Consider the following 15900-nt stretch of genomic DNA (forward strand, 5'->3'; position numbering starts at 1 on the left):
GCCAACTCATGAGTGTTGTTCACTCGTTCGGGTGGCGGAGCGGCCGATGCGCGTCCCCTTCCCAGAAGCGCTGGAATGGTCGGAAGCCATGCCAGGGGTGGGGGGCGCTCCATGTGACCGGCCGTCACCTCTGCTTTGTGGGCGGACGAATCAAGAATGCGAGCACCGGTGCAGATGAAGCGGCCTCGGAGCAAGAACGGCACGCGGAGCCAGACCCCCGGTGCAGTGCCGACCCCGGACGGCGGCGCCGTCGCGGCGCCCACCGGCAACGCCTCCACCGGCCACCCGGCGCAGCCCCAGCCTCCCGTCACGCCCCAGGCCCCCGCCGGCCGCCCCAAGCGCGTCCGCAACCGTCTCGTCGCCGGCGTCGCCCTCGTCGGCATCACGGTCCTCGCCGCCGGAGCGCCCGCGATCCTCGCCGCCTCCACCGAGCTCAACGACTCGCAGAGCCTGGTCACCCTCGCCGAACTCGACCGGCAGGCCGTCACCCTGGCCCACTCCCTCGCCGACGAGCGCGACGAGGTCGTCGCGTACATCGCCGCCGGCCGTGACAACCAGAGCGGCGACGCCAAGCACAAGCGTCAGATCACCAGCACCCGGTCGACCCGGGTCGACCGGCAGATAGACGAGATCCGCCCCGCCGCCTCCGCCGAGCTCCGCCGCGACCTCGCGGGCGTCCCCTCCGTCCGCCGCGTCGCCCTCACGGGCAAGGGCACGGCCCTCGATGCCCACCGGGCCTACTCGGAGGTCATCACCAAGCTCCAGGCCCTCGCCGACGAGCTGGCCGACAAGACCCCGGCCCGCGCCTCCGACACCGCGCTCACCGAGGCCACCCGCGCCCCCGCCGCCCTCGGCCGCGCCGTCGAGCAGGCCTCCGTCACCCGCGGCCTGCTCCTCGCCGCGCTGTCCGTACCGCAGCCCGAGCCCACCGGGGACGTCCACTACGACCCCGAGACGGACACCTACGTCCCCGACGTACCCGCGGGCGCAGCCGAGGCCGATCGCTCCCGCGACACCCTCACCGCCGCCGCCCAGCAGGCCCGCGTCCGTGAACTCGCCGCCCTCGGCGACTTCGACCAGGCCGCCGGCTCCACCGCCCGCGACTCCCTCGCCGCCACCGTGGCGGGCCCCGACGTCAAGAGCGCCGAGCGTGCGCTGGCCTCCCTCACCGACCAGCCCCGGCTGACGGAGACCGAGCGCGAGACCGACCCGGCCGGCCTGGAGGCCGCCCTCTCCGCCCGCATCGAGCAGATGCGCGGCGTCGAGTCCGCCCTCGCCGCCGAGCGGGTCGAACGCCTCGGCGCGCTCCGCGACGACGACGTCACCGCCCTCGAACTGCGCATCGCCTTCCTCGGCGGCTGTCTGCTCGTCGCGATCGGCATCTCCACCTACGTCGCCCGCACCCTCACCCGGCCGCTCGCCGTCCTCCGGCTCGGCGCCGCCCGGCTCGCCGCCGCGCCCGAGCACGGCACCGAGGAGCCGGTCCGCTTCACCGGCCGCAACGACGAGTTCGCGCAGGTCGTCCGCTCCCTCAACACCCTGCACGGCAAGCTCTCCGGCCTCGCCGCGCACACCGAGCGGCTCACCGACGGCCACGCCGACCTGGCCGCCGCGAAGGACGCCCTCGGCGCCGAGCTCGCCACCCAGCGCGCCGAACTCCAGGGCCGGGTCGCCCTCCTCACCGCCGATCTCGAACGGCTCAGGAGCACCGTCCACCACACCTTCGTCAACCTCTCGCTGCGCAGCCTCGGGCTCGTCGAGCGACAGCTCGGCGTCATCGAGAAGCTGGAGGAGCGCGAGCAGGACCCGGACCGCCTCGCGACCCTCTTCAAGCTCGACCACATGGCGACCGTCATGCGCCGCCACAGCGAGAACCTCCTTGTCCTCGCCGGCCACGAGCACGTTCACGGCCACGCCGGGCCCGTCCCGCTCGTCGACGTGCTGCGCGCCGCCGTCAGCGAGATCGAGCGGTACGAGCGCGTCACCATCCAGTCCCTGCCGCCGCACGCCCAGATCGCCGGCTTCGCCGCCGACGACCTGAGCCACCTCGTCGCCGAACTCCTGGAGAACGCCACCTCCTTCTCGCCGCCCGACGCCGAGGTCCAGCTCTCCGGCTGGCTCCTGGAGTCCGGCGAGGTGATGCTCTCCGTGCAGGACGCCGGCATCGGCATGACCAGCTCCCGGCTCGCCGAGCTCAACGCGCGCCTGGCCGAGGCCGACCCCGCCGCCTTCGAGGGCGAGGGCCTCGGCATGCGGGTCATCGCGCTGCTCGCCGCCCGCCACGGCGTCCGCGTAGAGCTGCGCGAGCAGCAGCCGGGCGGCACGGCGGCCGTCGTGGTCCTGCCGCAGCCCCTGCTGCCCGCCGCCCTGCCGACGACCGTGACGGAGCCCGTACGGGTGGCGGGCACGGCCCCCGCGCTGCACCTCCCGGGCTCGGCCGCCGAGGCCAACTCCAACACGCTGCCGTCCCGGAACCGCGACCCCCTCGTGGAGGCGGCGGAGCGGGCGTTCCTGGCGGCGGAGGTGACGGCGGCGAGGGAACAGCGGGAACAGGAGCACGAGCAGGAGCCGACGCAGGGGGCTCCGTACGAGTCCGAGGCTCAGCTTGTGACGGAGCTTGAGCCCGCGTACGAGCCGACGCCCGCGTACGACGATGCCGCGCCCGCGTACGACGATGCCGCGTCGGCGTACGACGATGCCGCGCCCGCGTACGACGATGCCGCGTCGGTCTACGACGCCCCCGCGCCCGCCTACGACGAGCCCGCGTCCTACGAGTCCGGGCCCGCGCCCCTCCACCTCGGGGAGAGCATCTCCGAGACCACGCTCCAGGTCCGGCTGCCCGACCCGCCGCCGGAGCCGGACACCCACGAGCGCGCCGCCGACGTGGCCGCTGACGTGGCACCCGACGGAGCCATCGACGTAGCCGTCGACGTGGCACCCGACGTGGCCGTCGCCCCCGCACCGTACGAGGAGCCCCCGGCTCCCCCCGCCCCCGAGCCGGTCACCGACCAGCCGGTTCCCGGGCCGCGTACCGCACAGTGGGAGCGGGTGACCGACAAGGGCCTGCCCAAGCGCACCCCGCAGGTGGTCCGCCCCGCCGGCGCCCCCGCCACCCCCCGCCAGGGCGGTGTGGACGCGGAGGCCCTGCGCCGCCGTCTCGGCGGCTTCCACCAGGGCGCCAAGGCCGGGCGCCGCGACGTGGAGGCGGAGATGGACACGGCGCGGACAGACGCCGTGAGCACTGCACGTACAGAGGAGATGACGGGGGACACAGTCGAGGAGGCACGCAGTTGACTGCGACGGGAACGTTCGGACTGAGCACGGAAGCCCGCAACCTGCAATGGCTGCTGGGGAATCTGGTGGAGGAGGTGCCCGGCGTCCGCTCGGTCGCCGTCGTCTCCTCCGACGGCCTGATGCTGCTCTCGTCCGACCCGGCCACCCAGCAGAGCACGACGGCCGCCGCCGAAGCCGGTCGTCCCGACGGGCCGCGCGGCTCCAGCGCCGACCTGGCCACCATCGTCTCCGGCATCGGCAGTCTCACCATCGGCGCCGCACGCCTGATGGACGGTGGCGGGGTCAAGCAGACCATGGTGGCGATGGAGGAGGGCAGCGTGTTCGTGATGTCGATCAGCGACGGTTCGCTGCTCGGCGTGCACGCCACGCCCGACTGCGACATGAGCGTGGTGGCTTACCACATGGCGCTCTTCGTGGGCCGCGCCGGTCACGTACTCACCCCCGAAGTCCGCAGTGAGCTGCGCAAATCGATGGAGAGCACCCAGTGACGTCAGTGTCCTCGGGGTATCACGCCCACCGGCTGCCCGTACGCGGAGACGCACGCCGCCCCGCGCGCGTACGCCCGTACTCGCTGACCGGCGGGCGTACCCGCTTCGGCCATGTCCTGCTCGTCGAGACCTTCGTGGCGGCGCTCGAAGCGCCCGCCCTGCGCAAGGTCCTGACGGACGGCGGGCCCGGCGCCCGCGGTCTGATGCCGGAGATGCGGGCCATCGTCGAGATCTGCCGCCGGATGCGGACGGTCGCGGAGATCTCGGCGCTTCTGAAGATGCCGTTGGGGGTCGTCCGGGTGCTCCTCAGCGACCTGGCCGACCAGGGAAAGATCCGTGTGTACGGGACCGGTCACGGCACCGGCCAGCCCGACCGCGCGCTCCTCGAAAGGGTGCTGAGTGGACTCCGTCGTCTCTGACGCCTCCGCCGTTTCCGATGCTGTCTCCGACGCACCGGCGGTGACGGGCATTCCCGCGCAGCCCCAGGCTCCCGAAGTCGATCTGTTCCAGCGAGATACCGCCGCCCCCGACACGGAGGACGGCGCGCAGGACTGGCAGCTCGACCACACCCGCGCCCCGATCGCGACGAAGATCGTCGTCGCGGGCGGCTTCGGCGTCGGCAAGACCACCTTCGTCCGCGCGGTCTCGGAGATCACCCCGCTCCAGACCGAGGCGCTGATGACCCGGGCGAGCGAGGACACCGACGACCTCACCGCCACCCCGGACAAGCTCACCACCACGGTGGCGATGGACTTCGGCCGGATCACGCTCGACAACGACCTGGTGCTGTACGTCTTCGGTACGCCGGGACAGCAGCGCTTCTGGTTCATGTGGGACGACCTGGTGCGCGGGGCGATCGGCGCGATCGTGCTGGCCGACACGCGGCGGCTCACGGACTGCTTCCCCGCCCTCGACTACTTCGAGAGCTGCGGGCTTCCGTACATCGTGGCCGTCAACCACTTCGAGGGCACCGAGCTGTTCGAGGCGGACGACGTCAGGGAGGCGCTGACCGTGCCGGCGCACGTACCCGTGGTGATCATGGACGCGCGCAAGCGGTACAGCGTCGTCGAGAGCCTGCTCGCGATGGTCGCGCACGCGCTCGAAGCCACCCCCGAATAGTTCTCCCCGTCACGCCAGGAGCACCACCCATGCGGAAGATACTCATAGTCGGCGCCGGCCAGTCCGGTCTGCAGCTCGCCCTCGGACTCCAGTCGTCGGGGTACGAGGTCACCCTCATGTCGAACCGGACGGCGGACGAGATCCGCGCCGGCCGGGTCATGTCCACCCAGTGCATGTTCGACACCGCGCTCCAGCACGAGCGGGACCTCGGCCTCAACTTCTGGGAGTCCCAGGCCCCGCGCATCGAGGGCCTCGGCGTCTCGGTCGGCATGCCGGACGCCGGCCGGGTGATCGACTGGGTCGGGAAGCTCGACGGCTACGCCCAGTCCGTCGACCAGCGGGTGAAGATGGCCGGCTGGATGGAGACCTTCGCCCAGCGCGGCGGCCAGCTGGTGATACACGGCGCGGCCGTCAGCGACCTGGACTACTTCTCCCGCAACTACGACCTGGTGCTCGTCGCGGCGGGCAAGGGCGAGCTGGTCTCGATGTTCGGCCGGGACGCCGCCCGTTCGCCGTACAGCGAGCCGCAGCGTGCGCTCGCCGTCGCGTACGTCCACGGCCTCGGCCCGCGCCCCGAGCACCCCGACTTCGACGCGGTCCGCTGCAACGTGGTCCCGGGCGTCGGCGAGCTGTTCGTCATGCCGACCCTGACGACCGGCGGCCGCGCCGACATCCTCTTCTGGGAGGGCGTCCCCGGCGGGCCGCTCGACGCCTTCCAGGGCGTCAAGGACCCGGCGGAGCACCTGTCGCTGACCCTGGAGCTGATGGAGAAGTTCACGCCCTGGGAGTACGCGCGGGCCACCAAGGTCGAACTGACCGACGCGGGCGGCACCCTCGCCGGCCGGTACGCGCCGACGGTCCGCAACCCGATCGGCCGGCTGCCCGGCGGCGGCCTGGTCCTCGGCGTGGCCGACGTGGTCGTCGCCAACGACCCGATCACCGGCCAGGGTTCGAACTCGGCGTCGAAGTGCGCCGCCGCCTACCTCGCGGCCATCGTCGAGCAGGGCGACAAGCCCTTCGACGAGGAGTGGATGCAGTCGGCGTTCGACCGCTACTGGCAGACGGCCCAGCACGTCACCAAGTGGACGAACGCGATGCTGGCGCCCCCGCCGGAGCACGTCCTGAACCTCCTCGGCGCGGCGGGCCAGCTCCAGCCGGTCGCCGACCGCTTCGCGAACGGCTTCGACGACCCGTCGGACTTCGAGAACTTCTTCTTCGACCCGGAGAAGACCTCGGCGTACCTGGCGGAGGTCGCGGGAGCCTGACCCGCGTGCCCGCCCCTGCCTCGACGGCCGACTCCCGGAGCCCGGGAGCCGGTCGTCGGCGTTTGACAGGGTGAATCGCCGCGCCCCGGTGTTCGATCATGTGCTCATGTCTCAGTCGAACACCCTGGCCCGCGTGGACGCCGACCTCGCCGCCGGGCGGGTCCCCATGGCGCGGCAGCGGCTCCGGGGGCTGGTCTCGTCGTTCCCGTACGACCTGACGCTGCGGCGTCGGCTGGCCGAGGTGTACCGGCTGTACGGGGACCCGGCCGAGGCCGGGCGCCGGATGTACCTCGAAGAGGACCGGGGCGCGGACGAGACCGCGGCCTTCGAGGAGCGGTACAGGACTCCCGGGTGGCGGATGAAGGCCCTCGCGTGGCGCGGGCCCGAGGCGCTGGCGGCGACCTCCTTCGCCGAGGAGCAGCTCGCGGCGGTACGGACCGCCTGTGCCCAGCGGCTCGGACATTCCGTGGACTGGGACGACCCGGCCTCCTACGCGGAGGACCGGGGCGAGGGGTGCGCACCGGAACCCGAGGGGTGGACGCTCGCCGGGGTGATCGTGGGCGCCGGCGTCCTGGCGGGAATCGTCGCCATGGTGGCGATCTGGGTGCTCGGGATCGTCTCCCTCTTCTCGTAGTGCCGAAAGGGCGGCAGGCGGGACCCGAAGGGGTTCAGCCGCGGTCGTACCCCTCGTCCCCGCCCTCCCTCGCCCCCGCTGGAAGTGCCGGCGGGGTGTACGCGTCCAGGGCCTCCCCGTCGGCATCCGGGCGTACGGCCCCGAGCAGCGGGTTCGCCGCGATCGGCGAGACCTTCACCTTGCCGCCGGGCCGCGGCGCCTGCACCACCAGGCCCTCGCCGAGATAGACCGCCACATGGGTCGCGCCCGGGAAGTAGACCACCAGGTCCCCGGGGCGGAGCTCCGCGAGGGACACCCGGGGCAGCGTCGCCCACTGCTCCTGGCTGGTACGCGGCAGCTCCCGGCCCGCTGCCGCCCACGCCTGCTGCGTGAGCCCCGAGCAGTCGTACGTCTCCGGGCCCTCCGCCCCCCACTCGTACGGCTTGCCGATCTGCCCCACCGCGAACCGCAGGGCCTCCGCGCCCGCTCCGGACGGGGTGCGCCGACCTTCCAGGACACCCGAGTCGAGCAGTTCGCGCTGCGCGCCCGCCGTCTGGACCCGCTCCAGTTCGGTGAGCCGGGCCAGCTGCTCGGGGGAGAGCCCGGCGAGCAGCTTCTCGACCTCCGCGAGCCGGGCGCGCACCTCGTCGCGCCGGGTCCGCTGTGCGGCGGCGAGGGTCTGCTGCCGGTCCAGCGCCTTGCGGGAGGCGCTCGCCAGGGTGCCGGCCTGCCGCTCCGCCTTTTCGAGCCGTGCCACGGCCGTGGCCCGGTCGCGCGAGGCCCGCGCCATCAGATGCCCCTGGTCGAGTGCCGACTGGGGGTCCGGCGCGAAGAGCAGCCGCACGTAGGAGGAGAACTCGGACCTGCCCTGGTACTGGTCCCGGGCGATCCGCCCGGCCGCGGCCCGCCCCTGCGCCAGGGCGGTACGGGCGGCGGTGAGCCGGGAGGTGACCTTCCCGGTGTCGGCGGTCTGGAGCTTCAGCGCCTCCTCGGCGGCGTTGAACCGCTCGGTCGCCTCCTCGGCCTGCTGGTAGAGCGTCCGCATCCGGGTGAGCAGCGCGGTGACGGAGTCGCCGCCGGGGGGAGGGAGAGCGGCGGCGTCGTCGGTGGCGGAGGACTCGGGGCTGTCCGGGGTACGGGAGGCTTCCGGGAGTCCCGTCACCGCGGGGGCGGGAGGGGCTGCGGGGTCGGCCGAGGCGCTGGGGTCAATCGGTCGGGCGGGGTCGGCCGAGGTGCCGGGGTGGTCGGCCGGTTCGGCGGGGTTGACGGCGGCGCTGGGGTCGGCCGGTTCGGCGGGGTTGACGGCGGCGCTGGGGTCGGCCGGTTCGGCGGGGTTGACGGCGGCGCTCGGGGCGGCCGGGTCCGGCCTGCCGCTCGCCGCCGTCGACGTCCCCGCGTCCGGATCGACCGGTCCCACCGGCTCCGCCGCCGGGTCCGCCCAGGCGATCGGCGCCTCCACCGGGGGATCGGCCGGTGGCTCCGGCGCGGCGGCGCCCGCCGGGAGGATCCCCGTGAGCGCCGTCGCCGCGGCCAGCGCCCCCGTGCAGACCGTACGCAGCAGCCTTCGCGACACGTCACCACCTCCACGGGGATGATGACGTGTCACTTCATCTGATTACCGTACGAAAGAGGGCGCGCCCGGCGGGCTCACCCGTTCGGGTCAGCGTCCCGGGCAGGGGTCGTGCCGCCAATCGGCTTCGACCACGGCCACTTCAGCTCCCGCCGATCGCGGCCCTCGGGGGCGTACTCGTAGACCCAGCCGCGCTGGAGCCCCAGCCGCTTCGTGTGGCCCGCGGGCTCGCGCCGGTACGTGTACAGGGTCGGCGGACGCCCGTCGTGGGCCGGGACCGGGACCTCGTACCACTTCGGCGGGTGGCCGGTCGGGCCGAGCAGGATCGGCAGGACCCGGCCGTCGAGGGGGCCGCCACGGAAGAGGGTGTTCTCGCTTCTCACCTCTCCAGTGTCCCCTCCGGTGCCCCTTTCAGAGCAGATGGGCCGCCTCGCCGACCACCGGTATCACCCGACGGGCCAGCCGTGCCACCGGTCCCTCGGGCGTCTCCTGGGCCAGGAGCAGTCCGACGACCCGCGCCGTCTCCTCGTCGCTCGCCGTGCTCGCCGCGAGCAGGGCGATGAGATGGTCGACCAGCCACTCCCGGAGTTCCCGGGCCGGGGGTCGCTTGGCCTCGTCGAGCCAGATGAGGGAGGCCGCCTCCACGGCGGCGATCCACGTCCTGACCAGCATGCTGAGCCGGGGGCCCGGCCGCTCCACGCCCAGGTGGACGAGGATCTGCTCGGCGGCGGCCCGCCGCACCTCGTCGACGATCGCGGTGGTCCGGGAGGTCTCGGCGACGCTGCCGCCGCGCAGCAGGGCGCTGAAACCGGCGTCGTGCTCGTCGACGAAGGTCAGATAGCGGTCGAGGACCCGGCCGAGACGCTCCGTGGGAGGACCGACCGGCGGCTCGGTGAAGCAGTGGTTCAGGGCGTCGGCGGAGGAACGCAGGGCCGCCTCGTACAGTTGCTGCTTGCCGCCGGGGAAGTAGCGGTAGACGAGGGGCCGTGAGACGCCGGCCGCCTCGGCGACGTCGTCGAGGGAGACGTCCTCGGGTGTCCGGTGGGCGAAGAGGCCCTGGGCGGCTTCGAGGAGCTGGCCGCGGCGCTCCTCGACGCTGAGCCTGCGGTACGCGGGAGTGGCGGCACCTGTCATGCCCGCAGCGTAACCGCCGGCCCTTGCCCCTTGGCCCTGTGGACCCGCGCCCCCGTCGGGCCCCGCCCCCTCGTCCTGGGACCCGCGCCCCCGTCGGGGCCCCGTCCGCCTTGTCGCCTCAGGTTGTCGCCTCAGGCCAGGAGCCCCGAGGACTTCCACAGGCGGCGGCCCGCGCCCCGCAGTACCCCTATGTCGTCCAGGAAGTCCGTCAGGCGGCGCGCGCCGGACTGCATCACCTCGCGCCGGTGCCCGCTCGCCCTCGCCTGTGCGACCGCCTCGCGCCGGTCCAGGCCCACCGCCTCGTACACCCTCGGGTTGACGAAGCAGGTGGAGAAGACCCGTGCCGCCTCGCCGCAGCTCAGCCGGGTGAACTCCTGTTCCCAGCGCGGTGCGGTCACCATCTGGCGGCGCAGTTCCTCGCGGGCGTACCGCACATGGCGTGCCTCCTCGACCACGTGGATGCGGGTCACCCCGCGGACGAGGGTCTGCACCCGCTCGTCCGGGAAGGTCAGCCGCTGCATCCAGTCGAGGATCTCTTCGCCGAGCAGGGTGGCGGCGAAGGATCCGGGGGTGGTGGAGACGGTCTTCAGGAGGCGCGCGAGGTTGTGGTAGAGCTTCGGCACCGGGTACGCGGGGGTCCCGCCCCGCTGGATCAGCCGGGCGAACATCATCGAGTGCCGGCACTCGTCCGCGATCTCGGTGAGCGCGTACCGGACGTGATGGCTGGTCAGCGACTTGTCGTAGATGTGCCGGACGAGCAGCTGCATGAGGATGATCTCGAACCAGATGCCGAGCGAGGCGAGCGACGCCGCCTCGTGGCGCGAGAGCGCGATCCGCTGCTCATCGGACATCCGGCGCCACAGCGGGGTGTCGTAGAGGGAGAGCAGCTCGGGCGGCCAGAACCACTTGCCGTCCTCGAACGGCGCGTCCCAGTCGAGCTCCGTGTCGGGATCGTAGGAATGCCTGCGGGAGGACTCCAGGAGTCGTGCGGCGACCTGTTCACGGTCGCGCAGCGGCCCCAGGGCGTCCCGGAGGAGGCTGAAGTCGCGCTCGGTGGACTCGGTGAAGGGGGTCATGGGTCCGCACCTCGCTGTGCTCGCCGTCGTGACGACGTGACGTTACCGGTGGTCACCTCTTATCAGACTGCCCGTCAGTAGGTGCGTCAATCCCTTGTGCGCGACTTGTTGACGATCCGTCTACCACCGTGTGAGCCTGGCCTGGCCACAGGACTCGTACCACGGGAAAGGCCCGACCCCCCAAGGAGGCGTCAGTGTCGACGCGCGACCTCTACACCACGGCCCCGTCCACCCCGAGCTGGCAGGTCCCCGCCACCGGCGCCGCCCGCTTCTCCTGGGAGTACGAGGACGGCCGCGAACGCCTCCTCGCCCTCTACCAGAAGGGCAAGGACAAGCAGTGGGACGGCGCCACCCGGATCGACTGGGACCTGGAGGTCGACCCGTACGACCCGCTCGGCACCCCCGACGAGGCCCTGAACCTCTACGGCACCCGCCACTGGGCGAAGATGACCGAGAAGGACAGGGGCGACCTGCGACGGCACTACTCCTCCTGGCAGTTCAGCCAGTTCCTGCACGGCGAGCAGGGCGCCATGATCTGCGCCGCCCGGATCGTCGAGTCCGTCCCCGACCTGGACGCCAAGTTCTACTCGGCCACCCAGACCATGGACGAGGCCCGGCACGCCGAGATCTACGGCCGCTTCCTCCACGACAAGATCGGCATGCTCTACCCGATCAACGACAACCTGCAGAGCCTGCTCGACGACACCCTGCGCGACTCCCGCTGGGACATGCCCTACCTCGGCATGCAGGTGCTCATCGAAGGCCTCGCCCTCGCCGCCTTCGGCATGATCCGCGACACCACCGACAAGCCGCTGCCCAAGCAGATCCTCGCGTACGTGATGCAGGACGAGGCCCGGCACGTGGCCTTCGGCCGGATGGCCCTGCGCGACTACTACCGGCAGTTGTCGGACGCCGAACTCCGCGAGCGCGAGGAGTTCGTCATCGAGGGCTGCTACCTGATGCGCGACCGGCTGCGCGGCGTCGAGGTCCTGGAGAACTTCGGCATCCCGCGGAAGGAGGCCGAGGAGCTGACCGAGCGCAGCGAGTTCCTCCAACTCTTCCGCAAGCTCCTCTTCAGCCGGATCGTCCCCTGCGTCAAGGACATCGGCCTCTGGGGCGAACGCCTCCAGAAGGCCTACCTCGACATGGGCGTCTTCGACCTCGGCGACTCCAACCTCGACCTGCTGATGACCCAGGACGAGGAGATCGCGGAACGCCTCGACGCGGAGCGCTTCGCGAAGGAGGAGCAGGCGCGGGTGACGGAGGTGGCGGACGCGATCGCGGAGGGAGCGGCGGGGGACTGAGCCCATGTCCGGGCCGGACCGAGTCCTTGTCCGGGCCTGGACCGAGTCCTTGTCCGGGCCGGACCGAGTCCCTGCCCCGGCCCGGGAGCGCGGGTGTCATACGGGTGACGTAGCGTGCCCGTCATGACCATGCCGCCACCGCCGAGCCAGCCGCCCCACAACCCGTACGGCGGACCCGTACCGCCCCCGCAGCAGCCCGGCGCGTTCGGGGCTCCGCAGGGCTTCCCCCAGCAGGGCCACCCTCCGCAGGGTGTTCCGCCGCACGGCGTCCCGCCGCAGTACCCGGGGCCGGGCGCCGGAGCCTGGGGGCAGCCGCCCATGGGGCCGCCGCCGAAGAAGAAGATGTCGGCCGGGGCGATCGTCGCCATCGTCCTCGGATCCCTCGTCGTGGTCGGCGGTCTCGGCTACGCGACCAAGGCCGGGCTCGACGGCGCCGGCGTCACCGGCTCCTTCCCCGAGGCGACGCACAAGCTCGTCGTCTCCCAGACCCTCCTCGCCGGCGAGTACACCCTGGTCTCCGACCTCTCCGAGACCCAGGGCAAGGAGATCGAGGACACCCCCGACCTCACCGTGAAGGACGCCAAGGCGGCGGTCGGGCAGTACAGCGGCAAGGACGAGTCCGTGCTCGTCGTCTCCGGCATGTACGGACGCATCAGGAACGGCGAGGCCACCCGGGGCTCCATCCTCAAGGGTGCCGCCACGGAGAAGGGCTCCACGCTCGTCGTCAGGCCCAAGGACTTCACCCCCGCCGGGTACGGCGTGACCGTCCGGTGCCAGGTCACCACGTCGAAGGACGGGCTCTCCACGACCACGCTCCCCATGTGCGCCTGGGGCGACGACAACACCGCGGCCGCCGTCGCCCTCGTCACCCTGGAGTCGGCCACCGCCGACCCGAAGGACATCGACCTGGCCGCGCTCGCCGAGAAGACGGCCAAGATCCGCGCGGAGATCCGCAAGCCGATCGGCTGACGCGCTCGGAGGGCGGCGCCGGGGCGCTGGGGCGCCGGGGGCGCGGGGGGACGGCTGGGGCGCCGGGGGCGCGGGGGGACGGCTGGGGCGCCGGGGGCGCTCGGGACGGCTGGGGCGCCGGGGAGCAGGTCCAGGGGCCTACCCCCGCGCCTCCTCCTCCAGCCGCAGCGCCTCCTCCATCACCGCCTTCGCGATCGGTGCCGCGCTGCCGCCCCCGCTGATGTCCGTACGCGCGGCCTCCGCGTCCTCGACGACCACCGCCACCGCGACCGCCGGCTGGGCCGCGTCCTCCGCCTGCGCCCAGGCGATGAACCAGGCGTACGGGGTGCCGGTGTTGCCGAAGCCGTGCTGGGCCGTGCCCGTCTTGCCGCCGACCCGCGCCCCGGGGATCGCCGCGTTGGTGCCCGTACCCTCCGCGACCGCCTTCACCATCAGCCGCTGGAGCTGCATCGCCGTCGAGGGGTTCATCGCCTGCCGGTAACTGCGGCGGCCGGTGCGGTCGACCGTCGTCCCGCCCGAGGTCGTCGTGCGGTCGACGAGATACGGCTGGGCGATCTCGCCGTTGTTGGCGACCGCCGACGCCACCATCGCCATCTGGAGCGGCGTCGCCGTCGTGTCGAACTGCCCGATGGACGAGAGCGCCAGCTGGTCCGGGCTCATCTCCCGGTCGAAGTTGGACTTCGCCACCCAGGACGGCACCCGCAGCCCCGTGTCGTTGAAGCCGAACTTCCCCACCGCGTCGACCATCCCGTCCAGGCCCACCTCCACGCCGAGGCCGGCCATCACCGTGTTGCACGACCACTGGATCGCGTACGCGAGGGACGCGTCGCCGCAGCCCGTCGCCTCGTTCGGCAGCACCTGCCGGGTGCCGGGCAGCACGAACGGGTCCGGGGTGTCCGTCGGCGCGTCCACGTCCCGCACCACCCCCGCGTCGAGCGCCGCCGCGGCCGTCACGATCTTGAACGTGGAGCCCGGCGGGTACGTCTGCCGCAGCGCCCGGTTCAGCATCGGCTGGTTCGGCGAGGTGTTGAGCCGTTTCCAGGCGTCCTTGACCGCCTGCCCCGTACCGGAGAGGACACCGGGGTCGTACGAGGGCGAGCTGACGAGCGCCAGAATGCGGCCGCTGTACGGCTCGACCGCGACGACCGCGCCCCGCTTCCCGTCGAGGCCCCGGAAGGCCGCCTCCTGCATCGAGGTGCGGATCGTCGTCACGACGTCACCGCCGGCCTGCCGGCCCCGGGTGAGGTCGTTCCAGAGCGGCAGCGGCGCCAGCATCGGCTCGGTGCCGGCCAGGATCGCGTCCTCGGCGTGCTCGACGAGGGTCGTGCCGTACGTCTGCGAGGAGTAGCCGGTCAGCGGCGCGTACAACGGGCCCTGGCGGTAGGTCCGTTCCCAGCGCAGCTGCTGCCCGCTGTCCCGGGAGCCCGTCACCGGCTTCCCGTCGACGACGATCTCGCCGCGCGGCTGCGCGTAGCGGCTGATCGCGATCCGGCGGTTGGCCGGATTGTCGTCGAGCGACTCGGCCTCGAAGACCATCACGCGCGCGGAGTTGACGAGCAGCGCGACGAGGAGGACGAGGCAGAGCGCGGCGGCCCGCCGGGCGTACCGGATCACCTGAGTCCCCCTGGGGTGTACGGCCGGGTCACGAGGCCCCCTCCTTCACCGGCGCGAGCGTTCCCGTGTCGGCGTCGTCCGGTTGCGGTGCGCGCGCCGAGTCGCTGACGCGGATGAGGAGCGCCACGATCACCCAGTTCGTGACCACCGACGACCCTCCCTGCGCCAGGAACGGCATCGCCATGCCGGTCAGCGGGATCAGGCCCATCACCCCGCCCGCGATCACGAAGACCTGGAGCGCCACGATGGAGGCGAGCCCGATGGCGAGGAGCCGCCCGAAGGGGTCCCGGAGCGAGAGGCCGGCGCGGTAGCCGCGGGCGACGAGCAGCGCGTACAGCAGGAAGAGCGCGGTCAGGCCGACGAGCCCCAACTCCTCCCCGGCCGTGGCCAGGATGAAGTCGGACTTGGTGGCGAAGCCGATGAGGACCGAGTGGCCGAGCCCGAGCCCGCTGCCGAGCATCCCCCCGGCGGCGAAGGAGAAGAGGGACTGCGCCAGCTGGCCCGGCCCGTCCCCGGCCCGGATCGAGGCGAACGGGTCGAGCCAGTCCTGCACCCGGCTGTGCACATGTGGTTCGAGCGAGCCGACGAGGAAGGCCCCGGCGGAGGCGAGGACGAGCCCGACCGCGATCCAGCCGGTCCGGCCGGTCGCCACGTACAGCATGATCACGAAGAGGCCGAAGAAGAGCAGTGAGGTGCCCAGGTCCCGTTCGAGGACGAGCACGCCGACGCTCAGCAGCCAGATCGCCACGATCGGCCCCAGCACCCGCCCGGTCGGGAACTGGAACTTCCAGATCCGGCGGCCGGTGTATGCCAGCGCGTTGCGGTTGGCGGCGAGGTACGCGGCGAAGAAGACCGCGAGCAGGATCTTGGCGAACTCGCCCGGCTGGAAGGAGAGACCGCCGAGGCGAATCCAGATCTTGGCGCCGTTCACGGCCGGGAAGAAGATCGGCAGGATCATCAGGGCGAGCGCGGCGGCCACCGACACGTACGCGTACCCCTGGAGCGTGCGATGGTCCCGCAGCAGCAGCACGACCACGATGAAGAGCGCCACGCCGAGCGTCGACCAGACCAGCTGCGTCGCCGCCGCGTGGTCGTTCGGAGTCTCCAGATCGAGCCGGTAGATCAGCACCAGGCCCAGGCCGTTGAGCAGGACCGCGATCGGCAGGAGCAGCGGATCGGCGTACGGGGCACGGAACCGGACCGCGAGATGGGCGACGAGCGCGAGCAGACCGAGCCCGGCCCCGTAGCGGGCCGCGTCCGGCGGTACGGCCCCGCTGCGGGCGAGGCCGACCGCGGCGTAGCCGTAGACGGAGATGAGGACGGCGCAGACGAGGAGGGAGAGTTCCACGCCGCGGCGCTTCGGCATGCGTACCCCGGGCGGGGGAGCGTCCGTGCGCGGTGCGGTCATGGCCGCAACGTAGCAAGCGGTATGCCCTATGTCCCTTTTGTGTGAC

General features: G+C 72.6%; 14 protein-coding genes. 8 read left to right on the plus strand and 6 right to left on the minus strand.

The genetic code is table 11. From position 1 onward, the window contains the following. Positions 1-156: 156 nt before the first annotated feature. The 6 genes from OG462_RS29290 (at position 157) to OG462_RS29315 (ending at position 6800) form a co-directional block, all read left to right on the plus strand. On the plus strand, positions 157-3294 hold the full coding sequence (locus OG462_RS29290) for a nitrate- and nitrite sensing domain-containing protein (protein ID WP_406062134.1): 3138 nt from the start codon (positions 157-159) through the stop codon (positions 3292-3294). Continuing rightward, the gene (locus OG462_RS29295) at positions 3291-3782 is read left to right on the plus strand and encodes a roadblock/LC7 domain-containing protein (protein ID WP_266896625.1); all 492 of its coding nucleotides are present in this window, start codon (positions 3291-3293) and stop codon (positions 3780-3782) included. Before OG462_RS29290 ends, OG462_RS29295 begins: the two co-directional genes overlap by 4 nt. After that, complete coding sequence (locus OG462_RS29300) at positions 3779-4201, plus strand: DUF742 domain-containing protein (RefSeq protein ID WP_406062136.1); 423 nt, start codon at positions 3779-3781, stop codon at positions 4199-4201. Before OG462_RS29295 ends, OG462_RS29300 begins: the two co-directional genes overlap by 4 nt. Beyond that, the gene (locus OG462_RS29305; RefSeq protein ID WP_406062138.1) at positions 4182-4901 is read left to right on the plus strand and encodes a GTP-binding protein; all 720 of its coding nucleotides are present in this window, start codon (positions 4182-4184) and stop codon (positions 4899-4901) included. The genes OG462_RS29300 and OG462_RS29305 overlap by 20 nt, the downstream gene beginning before the upstream one ends. Positions 4902-4930: 29 nt before the next feature. Continuing rightward, on the plus strand, positions 4931-6166 hold the full coding sequence (locus OG462_RS29310) for a styrene monooxygenase/indole monooxygenase family protein (RefSeq protein ID WP_406062140.1): 1236 nt from the start codon (positions 4931-4933) through the stop codon (positions 6164-6166). Between the two features lie 106 nt (positions 6167-6272). Then, positions 6273-6800, plus strand: a complete 528-nt coding sequence (locus OG462_RS29315) for a DUF6584 family protein (protein ID WP_406062141.1) — start codon at positions 6273-6275, stop codon at positions 6798-6800. A gap of 34 nt (positions 6801-6834) precedes the next feature. Here OG462_RS29315 and OG462_RS29320 read toward each other — a convergent pair whose 3' ends face one another. The 4 genes from OG462_RS29320 to OG462_RS29335 all read right to left on the minus strand — a co-directional run bounded on the left by OG462_RS29320 (position 6835) and on the right by OG462_RS29335 (position 10559). Further along, entirely contained in the window at positions 6835-8352 is a 1518-nt protein-coding gene (locus OG462_RS29320) for an NlpC/P60 family protein (RefSeq protein WP_406062143.1), read from the minus strand. Between the two features lie 74 nt (positions 8353-8426). Beyond that, positions 8427-8732 carry a hypothetical protein gene (locus OG462_RS29325; protein WP_406062145.1) on the minus strand — a complete coding sequence of 102 codons (306 nt, stop codon included), beginning with the start codon at positions 8730-8732 and terminating at the stop codon, positions 8427-8429. Positions 8733-8760: 28 nt separating this feature from the next. Next, on the minus strand, positions 8761-9483 hold the full coding sequence (locus tag OG462_RS29330; protein ID WP_406062147.1) for a TetR/AcrR family transcriptional regulator: 723 nt from the start codon (positions 9481-9483) through the stop codon (positions 8761-8763). Positions 9484-9614: 131 nt separating this feature from the next. Then, on the minus strand, positions 9615-10559 hold the full coding sequence (locus OG462_RS29335; protein ID WP_406062149.1) for a diiron oxygenase: 945 nt from the start codon (positions 10557-10559) through the stop codon (positions 9615-9617). 194 nt (positions 10560-10753) lie between these two features. Between OG462_RS29335 and OG462_RS29340 the strand changes: the two genes are divergently transcribed. Then, positions 10754-11863 (plus strand): ferritin-like domain-containing protein, encoded by a 1110-nt coding sequence (locus OG462_RS29340; RefSeq protein WP_406062150.1) that lies wholly within the window; start codon positions 10754-10756, stop codon positions 11861-11863. Positions 11864-11986: 123 nt separating this feature from the next. After that, complete coding sequence (locus tag OG462_RS29345; RefSeq protein WP_406062152.1) at positions 11987-12832, plus strand: hypothetical protein; 846 nt, start codon at positions 11987-11989, stop codon at positions 12830-12832. A gap of 138 nt (positions 12833-12970) precedes the next feature. Here the strand turns inward: OG462_RS29345 and OG462_RS29350 are convergent, their stop codons facing one another. Together OG462_RS29350 and OG462_RS29355 are read right to left on the minus strand one after the other, a co-directional pair. Then, positions 12971-14446 carry a penicillin-binding transpeptidase domain-containing protein gene (locus OG462_RS29350; protein ID WP_406062154.1) on the minus strand — a complete coding sequence of 492 codons (1476 nt, stop codon included), beginning with the start codon at positions 14444-14446 and terminating at the stop codon, positions 12971-12973. Positions 14447-14474: 28 nt separating this feature from the next. Continuing rightward, positions 14475-15854 carry an FtsW/RodA/SpoVE family cell cycle protein gene (locus OG462_RS29355; protein ID WP_406062156.1) on the minus strand — a complete coding sequence of 460 codons (1380 nt, stop codon included), beginning with the start codon at positions 15852-15854 and terminating at the stop codon, positions 14475-14477. Positions 15855-15900 lie beyond the last annotated feature (46 nt).

This window comes from Streptomyces sp. NBC_01077, from assembly GCF_045162855.1.
GTDB lineage: Bacteria > Actinomycetota > Actinomycetes > Streptomycetales > Streptomycetaceae > Streptomyces.